The sequence below is a fragment of the Aquihabitans sp. G128 genome, assembly GCF_019048865.1.
Lineage (GTDB): Bacteria > Actinomycetota > Acidimicrobiia > Acidimicrobiales > Iamiaceae > Aquihabitans.
This window is the reverse complement of sequence record NZ_CP077604.1, coordinates 2013979-2032561: the sequence shown is the minus strand read 5'-3', so window position 1 is coordinate 2032561 and position 18583 is coordinate 2013979. Positions and strand designations below refer to the sequence as shown.

The following is an 18583-nucleotide window of genomic DNA, read 5'->3' as shown; positions in this document are numbered from 1 at the left end:
GCCACCGTTCCGCAACCGATGGCGAAGGAGCACCTCGTTCGTGGCCGCCCTCAGCGCCCGAGCGGGTGTACCCGTAGCGCCGCTCCTGGTCACGTCGGGGGGCGGTCGTGCAGCACGAACTGGCGGCACCACCGTCGCCGGTCCTGCGCCCGCGTGGGCCGAACTAGAACGCGTTACAGTTCGCCGACGTGACCGACGAACGCACCTACCGCCTGTTGATCGGCGGCGAGCACGTGGCGACCGATGCCCGCTACGACATCGTGAACCCGTCGACCGAGCAGGTCGTCGGGAGCGCGCCGGACGCCACCGTGCAGCAGGCCCAGGACGCCTGCCGGGCCGCCAAGGACGCCTTCGACGGGTGGCAGCGCACCTCGATGGAGGAGCGGTGCGCGCTGCTCGGCCGCTTCGCCGACGTGTGGGACGCCCACCGCGACGAGCTGGTCCCGCTCGTGCAGGCCGAGACCGGCGCCACCATGCGGGTGGCCAAGACCATGCAGGTCCCGCAGGTCTCCGCCCGCTTCCGCCGCTACGCCCAGCCCGAGTCGAACCTGGTGGCGCTGCCCCCGGCGGTCATGCCGTCCACGGCGCTGGCCCCCGGCGGCATCATCGGTGGCGTCGAGCACCGCGCTCCCGTCGGCGTGGTCGCCGCGCTGGCCGCCTACAACTTCCCGGTCACCAACATGGCCGGCAAGGTCGCGCCGGCGCTCGCCATGGGCAACACCGTGGTGGTCAAGCCGCCGGTGCAGGACCCGCTCGCGGTGATCCGCATGGGCGAGCTGTTCGAGGAGGCCGGGTTCCCGGCCGGCGTGGTCAACGTCGTCTCGGCCAGCACGGTCGAGGCCGCCGAGGCCATCACCACCTCGCCCGACGTCGACATGATCTCCTTCACCGGCTCCACCGGCGTCGGCTGCCGCATCGCCGAGGTGGGCGGCAAGCAGATGAAGCGCCTGCTGCTCGAGCTGGGCGGCAAGGGGGCGGCCATCGTCTTCGACGACGCCGACCTGAAGAACGTCATCTCGAACGTGAGCAGCACCTGGACCTTCCACTCCGGCCAGATCTGCACCTCGCCCACCCGGATCGTCGTGCAGCGCGGCGTCTACGACGAGCTGGTCGGCAAGCTCTCGGGCATGGCGCCGCACCTCAAGGTGGGCGACCCGCTCGAAGCGCGACACCGTGATCGGCCCGGTCATCACCGAAGCCCACCGGGACCGCGTCGAGGCCCTCATCCGCACCGCCACCGACGAGGGCGCCACCCTCGCCGTCGGCGGCAAGCGCCCCGAGATCGACTCCGGCTTCTACGTGGCGCCCACCCTCGTGGTCGACGCCACCAACGAGATGACCGTCGCCCGCGAGGAGGCCTTCGGCCCCGTCATCACGGTGATCCCCTTCGACACCGAGGACGAGGCGATCGCCATCGCCAACGACAGCCCCTACGGCCTCTACGACTACGTCTTCTCCGCCGACAGCGGCCGGGCCATGGCCGTGGCCAAGCTGCTCCGCGCCGGCAACATCGGCATCAACACGCTCCAGCGCAACCACGAGGCCGCCTTCGGTGGCTTCAAGTACAGCGGCGTCGGCCGAGACGGCGGCGTCTGGGGCCTCCACGCCTACTCCGAGATGCAATCGATAGTTTGGAGCGCTTGATCGGTAGGGCTTGACCTTCGAGCGAAGCGAGCTCGGGGGTGTGGGGGGGCGGAGCTTGCGGAGCCCCCCCACGACGCTCGGGGCCGGCGGCGAAGCCGGTGGCCCGACAGAGGACGTACGGCGTCAGCCGGGCAAGACCGCTCATCCGAACGGAGTGAGCGCAGCGAACGAGTGAGGATGAAAACGTGAAAGCCATCGTTTGGACTGGTGAGCTGGAGGTTCGCACGGATGTGGAGGTGCGGGACCTGCGGGCGAACGAGGTGCGGGTGCGGATCCACGCGGCGGGGCTCTGCCACTCGGACGTGAGCGTGGTGAACGGGACGATCCCGTTCCCGACGCCGGCGGTGATGGGCCACGAGGGGGCGGGCGTGGTCGAGCAGATCGGGGCCGGCGTGTCGACGGTCAAGGTCGGCGACCACGTGGTGCTCACCACGCTGGGCAACTGCGGGCAGTGCGGCGCGTGCGACCGGGGCCAGGCCACGTTCTGCCGGGTCAACGCCGGGCGGCTCAAGGCGCCGTTCACCGTCGGCGGCGAGAAGGCGTTCCAGTTCGCCAACGCCGGCGTGTTCGCCGAGCACACCGTGGTGACCGAGACCCAGGCCGTGGTGATCGACAAGGACGTGCCGTTCGCGTCGGCCTGCTTCATCGGCTGCGCCGTGCTCACCGGCACGGGCGCGGTGCTCAACCGGGCCAAGCCCCGGATCGGCCAGTCGGCCATGGTGATCGGCATCGGCGGCATCGGCCTCAGCGTGCTGCAGGGCCTGGCGCTCTCGAACTGCGGGACGATCATCGCCGTCGATGCCAACCCGGCCAAGGAGGCGGCCGCCCTGCAGTTCGGCGCCACCCACTTCATCGCCGCCGGCCCCGACGTCGACACGGCCGAGGCGGTCAAGGCGATCCTGCCCAACGGCGTCGACTACGCGTTCGAGTGCGTGGGCCACCCGGCGCTCATCCGCCAGTCGATCGACCTCCTCGACTGGGGCGGCAGCGCGGTGCTGCTGGGCGTGCCGAAGTTCGGCAGCGAGGCCAGCTTCATGGTGAACACGCTCTACAACGACAAGTCGATCATGGGCTGCCGCTACGGCTCGGCCCGCCCGCACCACGACATCCCGCTGTTCATCGAGCTCTACAAGGCCGGCAAGCTCAAGCTCGACGAGCTGGTGTCGGCCACCTACCAGCCCGAGCAGGTGCAGGAGGCGCTCGACGCCATGCACGGCGGCGGGCTCAACCGGGCCGTGCTCACCTTCGCCGACTGATCAGGCGGGGGCGACGTCGGGCTGTCCGGCGCCGTCCCCGTCGCCCAGCGGCGCGAACGCCAGGCCGAGCTCGAGGCGCTTGGCGTCGTACATCGCAGCGTCGGCGGCATCGACCAGCACGGCTGGGGCCACCGCGGCGTGCGGCGACTGGGCCACGCCCACCGAGGCCCGCAGCACCAGCTCCTCGCCGCCGAGGTCGATGGGTTGGGCGATGGTGCTGGTGATGCGCAGGGCCACCCGCACGGCGACCTCGCGGTCGAGCCCTTCGGCCACCACCACGAACTCGTCGCCGCCGAGGCGGGCGGCGGTGTCGGCGCCGCGGATGGCCCTGGTGATGCGGGCCGCCACCTCGCGCAGCACCCGGTCGCCGATGCGGTGGCCGTGGCGGTCGTTGACCTGCTTGAAGCGGTCGAGGTCCAGGAAGAAGACGGTCACCGTGCTGCGGTCGCGGTGGCTGCGAGCCAGCGCCAGCGAGAGGCGGTCCTCCAGCAGCACCCGGTTGGGCAAGCCGGTGAGGGCGTCGTGGGTGGCCCGGCGGGTGAGCTCGTCGCTCGCTGCCCGCTCGGTGGTGATGTCCTCGCCGATCGCCACCCAACCGGTGGGCTCGTCGTAGCCGGTGCGGATGGCGTTGAGCCGCACGCGGGCCCAACGGGTCTCGCCCAACACGTCGATGCGGCACTCCTCGACCGAGGAGGCGCCGCTCTGCAGCACGGCCCCGGCGGCGGCGGCCAGGCGGCGCCGGTCATCTCGGTGCACGGCGTCGAGCCAGCCGTCGCGGGTGAGCCCTTCGGGCGTGCGCCACAGCAGCTCGCAGGCCGCCGAGTTGGCGTAGGTGACGGCGCCGTCGGCATCGGCGCGCAGGATGGCGAGGTCGACGACCTCGGCGAGCAGCTCGAACTCGCCCACCGCCTCCAGATCGGGGGCGGCGGGGGATCGGGGAGCTCGGGCCTCGGGGGGTGGTGCCGGAGCGGTGATGTCGCCAGGGTACAGATTGTCCGTTCTCACGTACAGTGAAAGTTTCGGCTCGCTCCGCGGTCAGCCGATCGGGGGAACCGCTGGCCCGAGGCGGGCCCACACCCGCTTGCCCGGGCCCAGCACCTCGACGCCCCACTCGCTGGCGAGGGCGGCCACGAGGGCGATCCCCCGGTGCCCGCCCAACCGCCAGGGGTCCTGCTCGGCCAGCTCGGGCAGGCCGGGCGCCTCGTCGCACACCTCGACCTCGAGCACCCCGCCGTCGAGGCGGCGGATGGTGAGCGTGGCCTCGCCGTCCTGGTGGCGCACGGCGTTGGCAGCCAGCTCGCCCACCACCACGGCCAGCACGTCGGCGTCGACCTGGAGCTGGAGCTCGGCCGCCGCCTCCTGGGCGAAGTCGCGCACGCCGGCCAGCCGCTCCGCCTCGGGCGGGAACGTGGTGGAGCGCTCGGCGCCTGCCGTGGTCACGACCCCTCCCAACGGGCGGCGAGCACCACGACGTCGTCCCGGAACGGTGCCTCGCCGTCGTCGGCGAGGCGATCGCCGATGATCGCGTCGCAGAGCGCTCGAGGGTTGGGGCTGGTGGCCCGCAGTCGGTCGAGCAGGTCGCGGTACGCGACGTCGTAGTCGGTGCCGCGGCGCTCGAAGACGCCGTCGCTGAAGGCCACCAGGCAGTCGCCCGGCCGGAGGTGGCCGGTGGCGGTCGAGCGGGCCTCGCCATCGGCGCTGGCGCCGAGCAGGCGGGACTGCCCGCCCCTGAGCACGTCGACGGTGCCGTCGACGCGGCGCACCACCGGGTGGGGGTGGCCGGCGGAGCTGTAGCGGAGCGTGCCGCCGGGCTCCACCACCACGGCGCAGAGCGTGGCCATCGCCTGGCCCGGGGCGTGGGCGGTGAGCAGCGACGCATCGAGCTCGTCCAGGAGCCGGCCGGGCTCGGCGAAGGCCCGCACCAGCCCGCGTGGTGAAGCGGACCTCGCCCATCAGGGCGGCGGCTCGGGGGCCGTGGCCGACGACGTCGCCCACGAACAGCGCCACCCGTCCCCCGGGGAGCTCGACGGCGTCGTACCAGTCGCCACCCACGACCGAGTGGTCGGCGACCGCCAGGTACTGCCAGGCCAGCTCGAGCCCGGGCAGGGCACCGAGCGAGGGGAGCAGCGCCGCCTGGAGCTCGCTCGCCACCGAGCTCTGGGCATCGAGGGCCTGGGTCTTGCGGTGGGTGAGGGTGGTGAGGCGGGCGAGCAGGCCGAGGTGGGACTCCTCGGCCACCCGGAACCGGTGCCCGGGAGGGAAGGTCAGCGCCAGCACGCCGTAGGGCTCGTCGTCGCCGAGGGGGAGGACGGCGACCGCCCCGGCGTCGTCGTCGTCGAGGCCGGCGCCCACGAGTCGGGCCGGGGTGGCCCAGAGCCGCGGTGTCGCTCCCTCTAGGGCGTCGGCCACGAGCGTGCCGGCCTCGGGGGAGAAGCGAGACCCGGCCACGGCGGCGCCCTCGCCGGCGACGGCGGCCACCAGCCACTGGGCGCGCTCGTCGTCGACCAGCACCACCGCCGCCCGATCGGCGCCGAGCGAGCCCACCGCGGTGGCCGCCACCAGCGCCAGCACCTCGTCGGGGCTCGAGGCCCGCGCCAGGGTCACCGCCAGCGTCACGAGGTGTCCCAGCCAATCGCTCGCCTGCTCCTGGTAGGTGGCCTCGTCGCGCAGCCGCTGCTCGGCGGCTCGGAGCGCGGTGATGTCCTCCTGGGCGGCGACGTAGTGGGTCACCCGGCCGTCGGCGCCGCGCACCGCCGCGATGCGCCACGACATGTGGAACTGCTCGCCGTCCTTGCGGTAGTTGGCGGTCTCGCCCTGGAACGGACGCCCGGCCTCGAGGTCGGCGCGCAGCCGGGCGATCACGGCGCGGTCGGTGGCCGGCCCCTGGAGGAAGCGGGGGTTGCGCCCCACCACCTCCTCGGACCGGTAGCCGGTGATGCGCTCGAACGCGGGGTTCACGTAGACGATCCGGGGTCCGGGCTCGTCGAGGTCGGCGTCGGTGATGCAGATGGCGTTGCGGGCCACGTGGGTGGCCCGGGCCAGCAGCTCCTCGAGGTCCCCGTCGCTGGTGGGCAGGGAGCGGGCGACGGCCTCGAAGGCCTCGTCGGCGTCGGTCACGGGTCTCCGATCTGCGGGTCGGCCATCACGGGCTGGTGGCGCGCAGCAGCGCGTCGAGGAGGAGGCTGACCGAGTCGAGGCTGGTGAAGAGCCCCGCCACCCGGTCGTGGTCGGGGTCGAGCGAGGCCATCAGCTCCATCCCGAGGAACAGCGAGGAGATGGCGAAGGCGAGGTCGTCGAGCGGGACCACCGAGGCCAGGGCGGTGTCGGCCACCACCCGCCGCAGGGCGTCCTGCACCAGGGAGGTCCACGGCTTCATGCCGTCGAGGATGGCGGCGCCCAGGCTCGGCGAGGACACCGCCCCGGCCAGCAGCTGGGTGAGCACGGCCGAGCTGCCGTCGCGGGTCTCGACGTCGTGGATGGTGCGGCCCACCGCCACCAGCTCCGCCAGCGTCGACGCGCCGGTGAGCTGGTCCTCGTAGAGGCGGGCCCGCCGCTCGGCGTCCTCGCGGGCCGTCGCCTGGAGCAGGCCGTCGACGGAGCCGAAGTGGTAGAAGACCAGCGCCTGGTTCAGGTCGCCGTGGCGGGCGATGGCCCGGGCGCTGGCGCCGGCGATGCCCTCCGACTGGAGGCAGGCCCGAGCCGCGGCCACGAGGCGCTCACGGGTCTCGGCGCCCGAGGGGGCGTCCTTGGTGCTCTTGGGCTTGGCGACCACGGTGACCTCCTCCCCGCTCGGCGGCCCGGCCATGTTGGCAGACGCCGCGGCGGGCGCCGGCCTCGTGGGGGCCTCACCAGCCCGACGCGGGTCGCGGGCGACCGGTGGCCCCGGCCGCTGGTGGCCGGTGGTGGCAGGTGCCGTCGGGGCACCCGTCGCCCAGGGCGGCGGCCAGGGTGGACCGGTTGGCCGAGACCGCCACGAAGAAGCGCTCGGCGAGCGGCGCGAGGGCGGGGGACGCCAGGCGTCGGGACCACGCCCGGTAGCGCACGGTGGCCCACAGGCACGTGACGAAGGCGGCCGGGCCGATCCAGCTCGATCCGTCGTCGCCCACCACCACCAGCTCGGTGCCCAGCCACGGCAGGTCGGGGAGCAGCGCCCGGGCCTCGTCGGCGTCGGCCGCCACGAAGGTGAGAGGCAACCAGGTGGGCTGGGCCTCGAGCCAGGCCCGGCTCCGCCGGCACAGGGCGCAGCCCCGGTCGTAGAAGACGGTCAGCGACGCGGGACCGGGAGCGCCGGTGGGGGCGCTCCCGGTCCCGGGGCTCGCCGCCTGGTCGGTGGTCACGGGACCGGCGCCGGCCGGGGGGCAGCCGGCGGGGGCGGCAGCGGGTGGCCCCAGGGGCCGCCGCCGGCCGGGGGCTCCACCCGGCGCTGCGGTGCCACGGGCGGGACCATGGTCGCCTGGCGGCGCCGACCGTTGATCCAGTGGAAGGCGGCGATGTTCACGAAGTGCACGACGGCCAGGCTCACCAGCAGGACGCCCAGCTTGCGGGCGAGCACCTCGAAGGCCTCGGTGGCGTCGGCGGCCACGCCGCCCTGCAAGAGGAAGAAGGCGTAGCCGAGGTTGAACATGGCGAAGCCCGTCACGAGCAGCCGGTTGACCGCCTGGGCCAGCTCGGGCCGGTCGGCGAACACGTCGGCGAGGAAGACCGCACCGTTGCGGAACAGGGTGCGGGCCAGCCAGGAGCACAGCCCCACCGCCGTCACGAGGTAGGTGGCGTAGACGATCGGGAGGTAGTCGCGCATCGTGGCCTCCAAGGGGTTGAGCGGGTGCTTTGAGCAACTGCATTGAGCGTACGCTCAACTCCCGACATCGGTCAACGAGATCCTCGTCACGTCACGCCTGCACCTCGCCCTGCGACCCCCACGTCGTCACCTACCTCGGCGCGCCCCCGCCGCCAACTTGTGGGCCCACCGCGCTGGAAACGGCGGCCTGGGCCCACAAGTTGGATGGCGCTCCGGGACCCCAGGCGAACTTGTGGGCCCAGAGCGCCGGAAACGGCAGCGTGGGCCCACAAGTTCGAGGGGGGGATCGGTGTTCGAGGGTTCGAGGGGCCGGGGCGGTCAGTCGGTGGCGGTGGCGGTGGTCTCGCCGGTCTGCACCCGCCAGAGGGCGGCGTAGAGGCCGCCGAGGGCGACCAGCTCCTCGTGGGTGCCCGCCTCGATGACGCAGCCGGCCTCCATCACGTGGATGCGGTGGGCGTGGCGGACCGTCGACAGACGGTGGGCGATGACGATGGTGGTGCGGTCGGCCGAGACCTTCTCGAGCGACCGCTGGATGGCGGCCTCGGTCTCGTTGTCGACCGCCGAGGTGGCCTCGTCGAGGATGAGCACGGCCGGGTCGCGGAGGATCGCACGGGCGATCGTCAGCCGCTGGCGCTGGCCGCCGGAGAGCTTCTGGCCCCGCTCGCCCACCACCGTGTCGTAGCCCTCGGGCATGGCCTCGATGAACTCGGTGGCCTCGGCCAGCTCGGCGGCGCGGCGCACGTCGTCGTCGGAGGCGTCCGGGCGGCCGTAGGTCAGGTTCTCCCGCACGGTGCCGTGGAAGAGGAACACGTCCTGGGCCACGAAGCCGGTGGCGCCGCGGAGCGACGCGAAGGTCAGCTGGTCGATGGGCTCGCCGTCGAGGGTGATCCGGCCGCTGGTGGGCTCGTAGAGGCGGAGCAGCAGCTTGACCACGGTGGACTTGCCCGAGCCGGTGGCGCCGACGATGGCGTGGGTCTCGCCGGCGGGGACGTCGATGCTCAGGCCGCGGAGCACCTCGCTGGGGCTCGACTCGTAGGCGAAGCGCACGTCGTCGAACCGCACCGCGCCCCGCACCGGCAGCGGCAGGTCGTGGGTGCCCGGCAGGATCCGGGGCTGGGCCTCCAGCAGGCCGAAGATCCGCCGGCAGGACGCCATGGCCCGCTGGTACAGGTCGAGCGTCTCGCCCAGGTCGGTGAGCGGCCACAGCAGACGCTGGGACATGTAGACGAGGACCGAGAACAGCCCGACGGGCAGGTCGCCGCGCAGGGCAGCTCGGCCACCCACCAGGAGGGTCATGGTGAAGCCGGCCAGCACCGCGGTGCGGATGAGCGGGCGGAAGGCGGTGGAGAGGCGGATGGCGTCCTGGTTGACCACCCGGTACTGCTCGCTGTCGACTCGCACCCGCTCGACCTCGCGGTCCTCGGCGTTGAACGACTTGATGGTGGCGATGCCGCCGATGCCGTTCGTGAGGGTGTCGCTGATGGTGCCGGCGGCGGCCCGCACCTTGGCGTAGCGGGGCTGCAGGCGGCTCTGGTAGAGCAGCGACCCGGCCACGATCACCGGGATGGGGAGGAACGCCAGCACGGTCAGCAGCGGCGAGATGATCGCGAACACGATCCCCACGAACACCACGTTGGCGGCGGTGATGATCAGCTTGTGGGGCCCCATGTCGAGGAAGCGCTCGAGCTGGTTCACGTCGTCGTTGAGCACGGTCATCAGGCCGCCCGACGTGCGGTCCTCGAAGTAGGAGATCTCCAGCGACTGCACGTGCCGGTAGGTGTCCATCCGGGCCTCGTGCTCCACCACCTGGGCCAGGTAGCGCCAGTTGAGGACGGCCACGTACTCGCTGGCCGACTCGAGCAGCCACACCAGCACGGTGGCCACCACCAGGATGGTCAGCTGCTCGTAGCGGTCGGCCACCCCGAACAGCCGGCCGATGAACGACTGCCCTTCGTTGACCACGACGTCGACGGCTGCGCCGATGAGCAGCTCGGGGGCGATGTCGCACACCTTGTTGAACAGCGACATCGAGATGGCCAGCACCACCCGGGACCGGTGGTCCCGGCCGTAGCGCCACAGGTCTCGCAGAGGCGGGGTGGTGGAGAGCGGGATCGAGCTCGACGAGGGTTCCGACATCGGCGTCGACCCTACGGGCGCCCTTGCCCGTCGCCCGCACCGGAATCCGCTCGCCGCCCTCCAGGACGCGCGGCCGGTGCCGACGGGTCCGGCATGCAGCGGAATGGCGTGATCGGATCAGCGGTGGTGCGGATGGCGGCGGCGGTGGGGCTGGCCGGGCTGGCCCTGGCCGGCTGCGGATCGGGGAGCGACGGTGCCGCCAGCCCGCCGACGTCGGCGAAGGCGCCGGCGTGGGCCTGCGAGCACCGCGACACCTTCACGCCCGTCGGCCAACCGATCTACGCCGATCCGGCGGACGCACCGGACACCAGCAAGCCCGAGTCGGTCGCCGGCTCGCCCCCCAGCGGCACCCACCGCGTGGAGCTGAGCCGCTCGGCGACGAAGGTGGTGTTCGGCTTCGTCGACGGGGACGGCAAGCTGCAGCAGCGCGCCGACGTCGACGGCCGCGACGGGGTCTGGGCCCAAGGGGCCAGCACCGAGTGCCCGGGCGACGGCGAGCAGTTCGAAACGGTGGGGTCCTCCATCAGCAGCGGCGATTGACCAGCGCGAACGCCGCCCTCCTAGGATCTGACGGTTCGTCAGAAAGACGCTGATCACGGAGGCGCGAAGACCCATGGGCATGCTCGACGGCAAGGTTGCGATCGTCACGGGAGCGGGGCACGGCATCGGCCGGGGCCACGCCCTGGAGCTGGCCAAGCACGGCGCCAAGGTCGTCGTGAACGACCTGGGCGGCTCGGTCACCGGTGAGGGCACCGGCCGCGACGCCGACCTCACCGTCGACATCATCAAGGGCCGCGGCGGCGAGGCCGTCGCCAACTACGAGGACGTCGCCGACTTCGACGGCGCCGGGCGCATGATCGCCCAGGCCATCGAGGCCTTCGGCTCCATGGACGTGCTGGTCAACAACGCCGGCATCGTGCGCGACGGCGCCATCTGGAACATGAGCGAGGGCGACTTCGACGCCGTCCTCCGCGTCCACGTCAAGGGCACCTGGGCCCCGTGCCACCACGCCGCCAAGCACTGGCGCGAGAAGTCGAAGTCGGGCGAGGCGTTCACCGGCCGGGTCATCAACACCACCTCCGGCGCCGGCCTCGTGGGCAACTTCGGCCAGACCAACTACGCCACCGCCAAGGCCGGCATCGCCGGGCTGACCCAGACCCTCAGCCTCGAGCTCTACAAGCTCGGCGTCACCGTCAACTGCGTCGGTCCCGCCGCCGCCACCCGCATCACCGGCACCATGCCCGGCGCCCCGACGGTCATCGAGGCCGACGACGTGCCCGACGGCGAGTGGAACCGCATGGACCCCTCGGTGTCCTCGCCGCTGGTGGCGTGGCTGGCCTCCGACGAGTCCCAGCACGTGACCGGCCAGGTCATCCGGGCCGTGGCCGAGGACATCATCCTCATGACGGGCTGGACCAACGGCGCCAGCCTCAGCAACGGCGGGAAGCGCTGGGACGCCACCAAGCTCGGCACCCAGCTCGCCACCGACATCTTCCACACCCGGGCCCCCGGCCTGCGCTACTAGGACGGACCGAGCGGGGTTCCTGTCGCGAAGGGTCGCTCGGCGACCCTTGGTGACGGGAACCTCGGCGGTGCTCGGGTTCCTGTCGCGAGGGGTCGCTCGGCGACCCTGGGTGACGGGAATCCCGGCGGGCGAACCGCCGGGACGGGCTTCAGGCGGCGGGCTCGCCGGTGTAGGCGCGGACGCGGTCGGGATCGGCGCTGGCCACCGGGGCGGCGGGCAGGGAGTCCGAGGGGCGGTCGAAGCGCATCTTCTTGGTGTGCTCGAGGCCGTCCTCGATGAGCATCCGGTTGGTGCGGATGAGGTCGGAGATGACGCCGAGCATCACCGACAGGAAGGCGGCCAGGATGCCGGCCACCCCGAGCAGCAGCGACTGCAGGTGGTTGCCGCCGCTGTCGGTGAACTTGAGCACCGCGTAGCGGGCGAACGGCGCGATCCCGAGGATGAAGAAGATCACCGCGGTGGCGCCGAAGATCGCGTAGGGCTTGTACATGATGTAGGCCCGCACGATGGCCATGCCGGACTTGGCCACGTGCTCCTTGGTGGAGCCGAACAGCCGGGACTCGCGGGTCTTGGCGTTGGTGGTGACCGGGATGCTGACGATCTTCAGCTTCTTGATGCCCGCCTGGATGATGGTCTCCATGCAGTAGCTGAAGCGGGTGATGGTGTTCAGCAGCATCAGCGACTCGCGCGAGTAGGCGCGGAACCCGCTGGCGGCGTCCGGCAGGTCGGTGCCCCCCGCCCGGTTCACCACGTTGCTGCCGAACTTCTGCAGGGCGATCTTGGCCTTCGAGAAGTGCTCCACCAGGTGGACCTGGCGATCGGCGATGACGATCTCGGCCTCGCCCCGGAGGATCGGCTGCACCAGGTCGGTGATGCGCTCCTGCGGGTACTGGTTGTCGCCGTCGGTGTTGACCACGATGTCGGCGCCGAGCTCGAGGGCCCGCTGCACGCCGTCGTGGAACGAGCGGCCGAGGCCCCGGTTGCGGGCGTGGAACACGAACTCGGTGACGCCGTGCTCGCGAGCCACCTCGACGGTGCGATCGGTGGACCCGTCGTCGATGATCAGGACGACGATCTCGTCGATCCCGGGGATCTGCCGCGGGATCGACTCGAGCACGAGGGGGAGGGTCTCCTCCTCGTTCAGACACGGCACCTGGACCACGAGCTTCATGCCGTTCCCTTCTCCACGAGGCCACAGGGTACTTGCTGGGGGTCGCGATCGAGGATCTGCGGTCGCGACCCGGGCCTCGGTCGCGCGGTCCGTCGCGTCACCCGTTCGGAGTGATCGCTCGGTTCCGTGTGGCAGGATGCGGCCGTCCGGCACCGCCGCGGGGTGGGCCACAAGGGGGACGACCCATGCGCAAGTCCGTGTTCGCCACCGCGGCGGTGGTGCTGATCCTGGCCGGCGCGTGCGGCGCCGACCCCGACCTCCGCCAGCTCGGCGGCGGCGCCACGCTGGCCAAGGCCACCGAGGTCGTGGCGCTCGACAACGTGTTCGGCGACGACGGCGCCGACATCCGCATCGACGTCGGCGGCACGGTGTCCTGGGCCAACGACGGCCGCAACGACCACAACATCGTGCCGGTGGCGAAGGGGGCCGACTGGGGCGCCACCGCCCAACGGTTCCGGCCCGGCGACCACTACTCGCACGCCTTCCCCACCGAGGGCGTCTATGAGTACTACTGCAGCCTCCACGGCTCGAAGACGGGCGGCATGAAGGGCCGGGTGCTGGTGGGCAGCGTCAAGGCACCGCCGCCCGTGGCCGACCCCAGCGTCGACGTCGCCGCGGAGGCCAGCGGCGGCACCGTGCGGGTGCCCGCCGACTACCCCACCATCCAGAAGGCCGTCGACGCCGCCCAGCCCGGGGACCTCGTCCTGATCTCGCCGGGGACCTACCGGGAGGCGGTCGACGTCCCCGAGACGAAGCCGTACCTGACCATCCGCGGCCTCGACCGCGAGAAGGTGGTGCTCGACGGCGGCCTGAAGCTGGCCAACGGCTTCAAGATCGTGAAGGCCAAGGGCGTGGCCATCGAGAACCTGACCGCGCAGAACTACACCAAGAACGGCTTCTTCTGGACCGGCGTGGAGGGCTACCGCGGCTCGTACCTGACCGCCGTCCGCAACGGCGACTACGGCGTCTACGCGTTCGAGTCGACGAAGGGGCAGTTCGACCACTCGTACGCGTCGGGCAGCCCCGACGCCGGCTTCTACATCGGCGGCTGCCAGCCGTGCGACGCGCTGATCACCGACGTGACCTCCGAGTGGAACGGCTTGGGCTACTCCGGGACCAACGCCGGCGGGAACCTGGTGATCGCCAACTCGACCTGGCGCTACAACCGGGCCGGCATCGTGCCCAACAGCGGCTCCTACGAGCCCAACGCCCCGCAGGACGACAACACGATCGTCGGCAACCTGGTGTACGGCAACAACAACGGCAAGACCCCGGCCATCGACATCTCGATCACCGCCATGGGCAACGGCATCCTCGTCGCCGGCGGCATCAACGACACGATCGAGAGGAACCGGGTCTACGACCACACCCTGGGCGGGATCGTGGTCATCACGTACCCGGAGAACGACGAGTACACGTGGGAGGCCACCGGGAACGTGGTCCGCGGGAACGTGGTGTCGGGATCGGGCCTGGGCGACCTCGCCTTCTTCCACGACTTCGACAACGCCGAGGGCGGCGACAACTGCTTCGAGGGCAACACCTTCGCCACCAGCGCCCCCAAGGACCTCGAAGCCGTCATCCCCTGCACCGGCAAGGGCACGGGCAACTTCAAGGCCGGCGCCTTCAACGTGGTGAAGCTGGCGGTGAACGACGGCAAGCCGGCGTCGGTGCCCTACGAGAAGACGGTGCTGCCCCCGGTGCCGCCGCAGCCGCAGATGCCGAAGGCGGCCACCGCGCCGGGCAAGCCGGCCGTCGGCCTGCCGGAGAAGATCGACCTGGCCGCCATCACCGTGCCGGACGCCCCCCGCTGATGCGGCTGGCGCCGTGGGTCGCGCTCGCCGGGCTGGTGCTCGGCGTGGCGGCCTGCGGCGACGGCCGTCCGGTGGGCGAAGCGGGCGGGGAGCCCGGCGCGGTCCGGCGGGGCCCGCACATCGCCGCGACGATCGACTCGGCGCTGTTCACCGTCGACTGCACGTTGAGCCACAGCGCCCCGGACGACCCGATCGTCTACCCGGACCAGCCGGGCCGCTCCCACCTGCACGACTTCTTCGGCGCCGAGGGCACCGACGCGGCAAGCACGGCGGCCAACCTGCGCGGCGGGCCGACGTCGTGCGAGGACCAGGAGGACACCGCGTCCTACTGGGTGCCCGCCCTGTTCGACGGGCCCACCAAGGTGCGCCCGACGTTCGTGCGGGCCTACTACCGCGCCGCCCCGGGCGCCGATGTCACCGAGGTGCAGGCCCTGCCGCCCGGCCTCGAGATGATCCAGGGCGACATGCACCGCATGGCCGGGGACTGGCCTGACGTCGACCAGGTCGGGTGGGGGTGCGGCCTCCGCCCCAAGCGGCTCCACCACGTCCCGCCCGGCAACTGCACGGTGGCCTCGCCGGTCACCCTCCGCCTGGTGTTCCCCGACTGCTGGGACGGCGAGCACGTGGCCAGCGCGGACCACCGGTCGCACCTGGCCCGCAGCACCCGGGGGCGGTGCCCGGCCTCGCACCCGGTCCCGATCCTCCAGGTGCAGCTGTCGGTCCAGTACCCGGTGTGGGAGCCCACCTCGGTGGCGGCCTCGCCCCGGGCCGGGGACCTGACCCTGGCCTCGGGAGGCTGGGAAGGCTCCCACGGCGACGTGCTCAACGCGTGGGACCCGGCGCGCCTCGAGCACCAGACCGACCTCTGCATCCGAGCCATGGCCAACTGCACCATCGGCTGAGCGCCGGACCGCGGCACGACCGCTGACCGGCGTACGGCGGATCGGCTGGCGGGTCGCTCGTCTGGCCCGGCCGTCGGAACCGATGACCCGAGCGCCTCGGCTGCGGCCCTAGCGTTGGCGGCGCCGTGAGCGCCGCCGAGCCCCTGCCCCTGGACCTGCCCCCCCGTCGCCGACCTGGTGCCGGCGGAGGAGCGCGTTCTACGTCGCCGAGTTCGCCGGCGCCACGATCGTGCTGGCCCTGGCCGAGCCGGAGCCCGAGACCATCGCCTCCATCCGGCGGGCGGCCGCCGCCCTGGCCGGGGGTGGCGCCCGCCTGGTCCTGGTGGTCGGGACGGCGGCCGACGTGATCGGTGGCGACCGCGCCGGCCTGGCCGCGGCGCTGCCGTCGACGCCCGTGGTGCTCGTCGGCTCGGCCGAGGGGGCGGGCAGCGGCGACGACCCGGACTGGATGGCGCAGCTGTGGCTGGCCATCACCGACCGCAGCGAGGTGGTGGTGGAGGTGCCTGCCGGCACCGAGTCGCTGGTGGGCGCCGACCTGGCCGCTGCGCTACGGGCGCTGAAGCTGGTGCTCACCGACCCGGGCGGCGGCTGGGGCAGCCCGGCCAAGAGCTTCGTCGACGTCCACGACCCCGAGCGGGGCTTCGAGGCCGCCCTCGCCGACCGCCAGGGCGGGGCGGTGGTGGCGGCGGTGCGGACCGCGCTGGCCGGTGGCGTCACCAGCGTGAACCTCTGCCCGCCGGAGCAGGTGGACGAGGAGCTGTTCACCTTCGACGGGGTGGGCTCGCTGTTCACCAGCGGCGACTACCTCCGCCTCGACCCGCTGCGGGTCGATGACCTGCCGGCGGTCGAGGAGCTGGTGGCCCAGGGCGTGGCCGACGGGCTCCTGCGCCCGCGGAGCCGGCTCGACGTCGCCCGCCTCGCGGTCACGGGCCTCGGGGCACGGGTCCAGAGCAGCGGGCACCTGGCCGGGCTGGTGGGCCTCGACGTCTCGGCCTACGCCGCCGAGGGCCTCGGCGAGGTGGCGTCGCTCTACACCGTCAGCCGCTTCTCCGGCGCCGGCGCCGGCGGCCTCCTGGTCGACGGGCTGGCCGAGCACGCCGCCGCCCTCGGGCTGCGCGCCGTCTTCGCCGTCACGGTCTCGGCCGACGCCGCCGCGTTCTTTGCCCGCAAGGGCTTCACCGAGGTCGGCCACGACGCCGTGCCCCCGGCGAAGTGGGCGGGCTACGACGCGTCCCGCAAGGCCCAGGCCCGGGTGTTCTGGCGTGACGTCGACGGCTCGCCAGGGGGTGCCGCGGGTTTCTGACGGATCGTCAGGTGGCTGTACGCTCGCCCGCATGGATCTGCGCTTCTCGGACGAGGACGAGGCGTTCCGGGCCGAGGCCCGGGCGTGGCTGACCGAGCAGCTCGACGGCGACTTCGCCGGCGTCAAGGGCCGCGGCGGTCCCGGTGACGAGCACGCCCTCTTCGACGAGCGGCTGGCGTGGGAGCACCACCTCGGGGCCAGCGGCTGGAACTGCGTCGGGTGGCCGAAGGAGCACGGCGGTCGGGGCCTGAGCCTCCACCAGCAGGTGATCTGGTTCGAGGAGTACGCCCGGGCCGGCGGCCCCGGTCGCCTCGGCCACATCGGCGAGGGCCTGGCCGGGCCCACGATCATGGCCTTCGGCTCCGCCGACCAGCAGGAGCGCTTCCTCCCCGGCATCGTCGCCGGCACCGACCTCTGGGCCCAGGGCTACAGCGAGCCCAACGCCGGGTCCGACCTGGCCAACGTCGCCACCCGGGCCGAGCCCGACGGCGACGACTGGCGCATCACCGGCCAGAAGGTCTGGACCTCGCTGGCCCACTGGTCCGACTGGGTGTTCGTGCTGGCCCGCACCGACCGCGACGCCCAGCCCAAGCACCGGGGCATCTCGTACTTCCTCATGCCCCTGCAGCAGGAGGGCGTGGAGATCCGCCCGATCCGCCAGGTCACCGGCACCAGCGAGTTCAACGAGGTGTTCTTCGAGGGTGCCCTGGCCAAGGGCGTCGACCTGGTGGGCGGCGTGAACAACGGCTGGAAGGTGGCCATGGGCACCCTGGCCTTCGAGCGGGGCGCGTCGACGCTCGGCCAGCAGATGCACTTCCGCAACGAGCTCGACGACATCGTCACCGTCGCTCGCGGCAACGGCCGCATCGACGACCCGAGCATCCGCCAGCGCCTGGCCCAGGCCCACGCCGGCCTCGAGATCATGCGGTGGAACACCCTGCGGGTGCTCTCCGGTCCCGACGGCGGCGCCCCGCCCCCGGCCACCATGATCACCAAGCTCTACTGGGCCAACTGGCACCGCAGCCTCGGCGAGCTGGCCATGGACGTGCTGGGCCCGGTGGCCACCCTGGCCGACCAGGCGGTCGTGCCCGGCGACGGCTACGAGCTGACCGCCCTGCAGCGGCTGTTCCTGTTCACCCGCTCCGACACCATCTACGCCGGGTCCAACCAGATCCAGCGCAACATCATCGGCGAGCGCGCCCTGGGCCTCCCGCCCGAGCCCAAGATCGCCCCGAAGTAGAGGACCCCCGTTGCCCGCTCCCGTTCCCGACTACGTCCCCGGCCACGGCCTGCTCACCGGCAAGACGGTGGTCATCACCGCCGCCGCCGGCACCGGCATCGGCTCGGCCGTCGCCCGCAAGGCCATCGAGGAGGGCGCCGAGGTCCTCATCTCCGACTTCCACGAGCGCCGCCTCGGCGAGACCGCCGACCGCCTCGCCGAGGAGACCGGCACCCGCCCCCAGACGCAGGTCTGCAACGTCACCAGCGAGGACGACGTCCAGGGCCTCGTGGCCGCGGCCGTCGCCGGGCTGGGCGGCATCGACGTGATGATCAACAACGCCGGCCTCGGCGGCTCGGCCCGCATCGTCGACATGACCGACGAGCAGTGGTCCACCGTCCTCGACGTCACGCTCAACGGCACCTTCCGCTGCACCCGGGCGGTGCTGCGGCACATGACCGAGCGGGGCCAGGGCGGCGTCATCGTCAACAACGCCTCGGTGCTGGGCTGGCGGGCGCAGGCCGAGCAGGCCCACTATGCCGCAGCCAAGGCCGGCGTCATGGCCCTCACCCGCTGCGCCGCCATCGAGGCCGCGCCCGCCGGCATCCGCGTCCAACGCGGTGGCGCCCAGCATCGCCATGCACCCGTTCCTGGCGAAGGTCACCACCGACGAGCTGCTCGCCGAGCTGACCGAGCGGGAGGCCTTCGGCCGCTACGCCGAGCCGTGGGAGATCGCCAACGTGATGGTGTTCCTGGCCAGCGACTACTCGAGCTACATGACCGGCGAGGTCGTGCCGGTCAGCTCCCAGCGGGCCTGA

At 72.6% G+C, this 18583-nt stretch carries 13 protein-coding genes and 4 pseudogenes; 9 read left to right on the top strand and 8 right to left on the bottom strand.

Features of this window, described 5'->3' with window-relative positions:
• Positions 1-188: 188 nt before the first annotated feature.
• Positions 189-1644 (top strand): annotated as a pseudogene (locus KSP35_RS25770) (aldehyde dehydrogenase).
• Positions 1645-1829: 185 nt separating this feature from the next.
• On the top strand, positions 1830-2900 hold the full coding sequence (locus tag KSP35_RS09660; protein ID WP_217001292.1) for a Zn-dependent alcohol dehydrogenase: 1071 nt from the start codon (positions 1830-1832) through the stop codon (positions 2898-2900).
• Here the strand turns inward: KSP35_RS09660 and KSP35_RS09655 are convergent, their stop codons facing one another.
• From KSP35_RS09655 to KSP35_RS09630, 7 genes and pseudogenes are all read right to left on the bottom strand, one after another.
• Complete coding sequence (locus KSP35_RS09655; protein ID WP_217001290.1) at positions 2901-3806, bottom strand: GGDEF domain-containing protein; 906 nt, start codon at positions 3804-3806, stop codon at positions 2901-2903.
• 129 nt (positions 3807-3935) lie between these two features.
• A pseudogene (locus KSP35_RS25765) lies at positions 3936-4247 on the bottom strand (ATP-binding protein); the annotation flags it as partial.
• Between the two features lie 89 nt (positions 4248-4336).
• Positions 4337-5924 (bottom strand): annotated as a pseudogene (locus tag KSP35_RS09650) (SpoIIE family protein phosphatase).
• 118 nt (positions 5925-6042) lie between these two features.
• On the bottom strand, positions 6043-6672 hold the full coding sequence (locus KSP35_RS09645; RefSeq protein WP_217001286.1) for a TetR/AcrR family transcriptional regulator: 630 nt from the start codon (positions 6670-6672) through the stop codon (positions 6043-6045).
• Between the two features lie 73 nt (positions 6673-6745).
• Positions 6746-7237 carry a thiol-disulfide oxidoreductase DCC family protein gene (locus tag KSP35_RS09640; protein ID WP_217001284.1) on the bottom strand — a complete coding sequence of 164 codons (492 nt, stop codon included), beginning with the start codon at positions 7235-7237 and terminating at the stop codon, positions 6746-6748.
• Positions 7234-7698 (bottom strand): hypothetical protein, encoded by a 465-nt coding sequence (locus KSP35_RS09635; protein ID WP_217001283.1) that lies wholly within the window; start codon positions 7696-7698, stop codon positions 7234-7236. Before KSP35_RS09635 ends, KSP35_RS09640 begins: the two co-directional genes overlap by 4 nt.
• 318 nt (positions 7699-8016) lie before the next feature.
• Positions 8017-9834, bottom strand: a complete 1818-nt coding sequence (locus KSP35_RS09630; protein WP_254127072.1) for an ABC transporter ATP-binding protein — start codon at positions 9832-9834, stop codon at positions 8017-8019.
• A gap of 93 nt (positions 9835-9927) precedes the next feature.
• On the opposite strand from KSP35_RS09630, the gene KSP35_RS09625 reads away from it, so the two are divergent.
• Entirely contained in the window at positions 9928-10374 is a 447-nt protein-coding gene (locus tag KSP35_RS09625) for a hypothetical protein (RefSeq protein ID WP_217001281.1), read from the top strand.
• Between the two features lie 73 nt (positions 10375-10447).
• The gene (locus KSP35_RS09620; RefSeq protein ID WP_217001279.1) at positions 10448-11359 is read left to right on the top strand and encodes an SDR family NAD(P)-dependent oxidoreductase; all 912 of its coding nucleotides are present in this window, start codon (positions 10448-10450) and stop codon (positions 11357-11359) included.
• Positions 11360-11507: 148 nt separating this feature from the next.
• On the opposite strand, the gene KSP35_RS09615 is transcribed toward KSP35_RS09620, so the two are convergent.
• Positions 11508-12530: a glycosyltransferase family 2 protein gene (locus KSP35_RS09615; RefSeq protein ID WP_217001277.1), complete on the bottom strand. Its 1023-nt coding sequence runs from the start codon at positions 12528-12530 to the stop codon at positions 11508-11510.
• A gap of 185 nt (positions 12531-12715) precedes the next feature.
• On the opposite strand from KSP35_RS09615, the gene KSP35_RS09610 reads away from it, so the two are divergent.
• From KSP35_RS09610 to KSP35_RS25760, 5 genes and pseudogenes are all read left to right on the top strand, one after another.
• The gene (locus KSP35_RS09610; RefSeq protein WP_217001275.1) at positions 12716-14341 is read left to right on the top strand and encodes a right-handed parallel beta-helix repeat-containing protein; all 1626 of its coding nucleotides are present in this window, start codon (positions 12716-12718) and stop codon (positions 14339-14341) included.
• Positions 14341-15243: a DUF1996 domain-containing protein gene (locus KSP35_RS09605; RefSeq protein WP_217001273.1), complete on the top strand. Its 903-nt coding sequence runs from the start codon at positions 14341-14343 to the stop codon at positions 15241-15243. The genes KSP35_RS09610 and KSP35_RS09605 overlap by 1 nt, the downstream gene beginning before the upstream one ends.
• 229 nt (positions 15244-15472) lie before the next feature.
• Complete coding sequence (locus tag KSP35_RS09600) at positions 15473-16546, top strand: GNAT family N-acetyltransferase (RefSeq protein ID WP_217001271.1); 1074 nt, start codon at positions 15473-15475, stop codon at positions 16544-16546.
• A 31-nt stretch (positions 16547-16577) separates the two neighbouring features.
• Entirely contained in the window at positions 16578-17786 is a 1209-nt protein-coding gene (locus KSP35_RS09595; RefSeq protein ID WP_217001269.1) for an acyl-CoA dehydrogenase family protein, read from the top strand.
• A gap of 10 nt (positions 17787-17796) precedes the next feature.
• Positions 17797-18583, top strand: a pseudogene (locus KSP35_RS25760) (SDR family oxidoreductase).

Coding starts and splice junctions, on each gene's coding strand:
- KSP35_RS09630 (WP_254127072.1), bottom strand. CDS start 9,834: ATGTCGGAACCCTCGTCGAGCTCGATCCCGCTCTCCACCACCCCGCCT.
- KSP35_RS09625 (WP_217001281.1), top strand. CDS start 9,928: ATGCAGCGGAATGGCGTGATCGGATCAGCGGTGGTGCGGATGGCGGCG.
- KSP35_RS09610 (WP_217001275.1), top strand. CDS start 12,716: ATGCGCAAGTCCGTGTTCGCCACCGCGGCGGTGGTGCTGATCCTGGCC.
- KSP35_RS09605 (WP_217001273.1), top strand. CDS start 14,341: ATGCGGCTGGCGCCGTGGGTCGCGCTCGCCGGGCTGGTGCTCGGCGTG.
- KSP35_RS09615 (WP_217001277.1), bottom strand. CDS start 12,530: ATGAAGCTCGTGGTCCAGGTGCCGTGTCTGAACGAGGAGGAGACCCTC.
- KSP35_RS09620 (WP_217001279.1), top strand. CDS start 10,448: ATGGGCATGCTCGACGGCAAGGTTGCGATCGTCACGGGAGCGGGGCAC.
- KSP35_RS09635 (WP_217001283.1), bottom strand. CDS start 7,698: ATGCGCGACTACCTCCCGATCGTCTACGCCACCTACCTCGTGACGGCG.
- KSP35_RS09595 (WP_217001269.1), top strand. CDS start 16,578: ATGGATCTGCGCTTCTCGGACGAGGACGAGGCGTTCCGGGCCGAGGCC.